Annotated in this window: 2 protein-coding genes; one reads left to right on the top strand and one right to left on the bottom strand. The window is 63.0% G+C overall.

Features of this window, described 5'->3' with window-relative positions:
• Positions 1–63: 63 nt before the first annotated feature.
• A complete protein-coding gene (locus tag Q8Q88_RS02130; RefSeq protein ID WP_305673549.1) occupies positions 64–1,293 on the bottom strand; it encodes a hypothetical protein in 1,230 nt (409 codons plus the stop codon).
• A 270-nt stretch (positions 1,294–1,563) separates the two neighbouring features.
• Here Q8Q88_RS02130 and Q8Q88_RS02125 point away from each other — a divergent pair.
• Positions 1,564–1,830: heme NO-binding domain-containing protein (locus Q8Q88_RS02125; RefSeq protein ID WP_305673548.1), on the top strand; the 267-nt coding region annotated here is incomplete at its 3' end.

Below are 1,830 nucleotides of genomic sequence, written 5' to 3'. Positions count from 1 at the left end.
GACGCTCGGCCTCGCCATGGTTGGTGTCCAGGCGGCGCCCTCGCCTGTCACCTCAGCCGAATGTCAGGGCTTCAGCCATACAACCCGGGCGTCGTGAGGGTCTTCAGCGGCGTCGCGGACGGGAAGCGTATCAAGCGCGACACTTCGCGCCGCCACCGGCGCCTTCATGAGACCGCAAACCGCTTGCCCCGTCAAAAATGGAACGCGTAATGCGGCGCAAGCGTCGAGCTCTCGCCGCGTGCGCACATTGGTGATGGCCGGCCAAATGCGCTTGGATTTGTAGCGATCTCGCGCGCGCATGAATTGGCTCGCCGCGGCCAGCCGACGAGCCTCATCGGCATCAGGCAAGACCAATGTGATGCTGGTCACCGATCCGGCGGTGAGCTTCTCAAACTCGAATCCAGGATCGTTGACGTGCAGGTCGATCACGCCGAACGCCGGCGACAGGAAGGCCATGGCTTGGGCGAGCGCCGAAAAGGAAGGATCGCGCGGCGTGTCGTAGACAGTTACGCCCAACCTCGCACGCTGGTCCCCTGGCAAGCGATCCAGCCAGGGCTGGTAGATCTCGCGCGCGGACCGATGGATAATCGAGGCGAAACTGATCGGCACGAACAGGATTCCGGCCGACAACCTGGCGAGCGCGGGCGCGGCCGCCTCGAGACAGCAGAGATCGAATTCGGCGGCCTCCTGCTCCGAAAATTGCCGCGAACCATCCGCGATGTTGTGGAATCGCCCCTCGAGTTGGCGGCGAGCGGTCAGACCATTGCCGATGAAGGTCTCGCGCGGCAGAAAATACACGCCCGCAAATCGGCAGTCTGGCGTTTCAACCGAGCGCTCAGTCGCCACGGCCGCGTCGGATTGGGAACGCGCCGTGCTGACAGTTTCCACGCCGTGTGATGTGATCCTGCTGATCCTGCCGCCAAACCCGTCCAGCGGACCTGACCCGGTCAGCGCCTGTCTCAATTCGGATGTCTCGGCCGCGGCGAAGCGCATTACGTCGGCCTGCTCGCCTTGGAAGGCCAACAAGACAATGTCACCGGCTCCCTCGGCGCCAAAGAGCTTAGTCTGAAGCTCTTCCGCCAGGGTCTTCAGTTCGTGGACGTCGATCTCCGTGGCGCGCGGGTCGGCGAGTACGAATGCGAAGGGCGCGACCGCGCCGTAGCGACGTGGCCATGACCATCGACTGTCAAGGAAGGCGTCCGCGATTCTGCCGACCACGATCGCAAGCGTCGAGGCTCCCGAAGCCTGGAGTTCGGCGCCGACGAGAATTCTCATGCATGCGGCCGCGGTCATGGCCGATCTTGGGCGCCGACGCCTTTCGATCTCGTGAAAGGAACGCCCTGACAACGACGGGCCGCACACCTAGTCGCGCCAACTTCCCATCAACGTCGATCCCGAGCCGCCAATCCCACGAAGCAAGACTTCGCGCCAATATCAGCTCACCGTCGTCGAATATCGTCCTGCGACAATAGCGCACGGGGCCGCTCAGGTCTTGGTCCTCGCAGACTTCATTTACCCGCATGGGTTTATCGTGAGCACAAAGCAAGCTTGAGGGGAGGCGACATGAAGGGGATAGTCTTTACCGAACTGGTCGAGATGGTGGAGGGCCGTTTCGGGCTTGAGACCGCCGACGTCATGCTTGATCCCCAGGGGCTGGCCTCCGGCGGCGTCTATGCGGCGACCGACACTTACGCCCATGACGAGATCGTCGTGCTGCTGGGCCGACTTTCCGCCTCGACCGGCTTGTCGGTGGCTGAATTGTTGTACGCCTACGGCGATCATCTCTTTGACCGTCTGCGAAGCTTGTTCCCCCCCTTCTTCGAGGCGCCG

The sequence above is a fragment of the Phenylobacterium sp. genome (assembly GCF_030697925.1).
Lineage (GTDB): Bacteria > Pseudomonadota > Alphaproteobacteria > Caulobacterales > Caulobacteraceae > Phenylobacterium.
The sequence above is the reverse complement of the archived record's forward strand: the minus strand, read 5'-3'. Positions and strand labels throughout refer to the sequence as shown.